The sequence below is a fragment of the Pseudoalteromonas sp. 20-92 genome, assembly GCF_030847595.1.
Classification (GTDB): domain Bacteria; phylum Pseudomonadota; class Gammaproteobacteria; order Enterobacterales; family Alteromonadaceae; genus Pseudoalteromonas; species Pseudoalteromonas fuliginea.
This window is the reverse complement of the sequence record NZ_JANJGQ010000117.1, coordinates 1-245: the sequence shown is the minus strand read 5'-3', so window position 1 is coordinate 245 and position 245 is coordinate 1. Positions and strand designations below refer to the sequence as shown.

The window sequence follows — 245 nt, the reverse complement described above, 5'->3', positions numbered from 1 at the left end:
GCACGGTATTTAGCAACACTTGATGGGTTAATCACAAATAATACAATGTGCTTAAATTTACTGAGTGCATATATAAGTGGGCCTTTTTTTAGCTCACACGCGACAGCAACAGATCTGCCGTTGTAGCGTTGTTTTAACTCAAGCGCCCATGCATTAATTGACTTAGGCTCAGAGGAAATCACACTTAAATGTTGTGTATTTGTGTCACGATTTATTTCACAAATATCGTGTTTACGGTCAGCCCA

1 pseudogene is annotated in these 245 nt (G+C 39.2%); it reads right to left on the bottom strand.

From position 1 onward, the window contains the following. Positions 1-245 (bottom strand): annotated as a pseudogene (locus NRL14_RS21000) (IS110 family transposase); the annotation flags it as partial.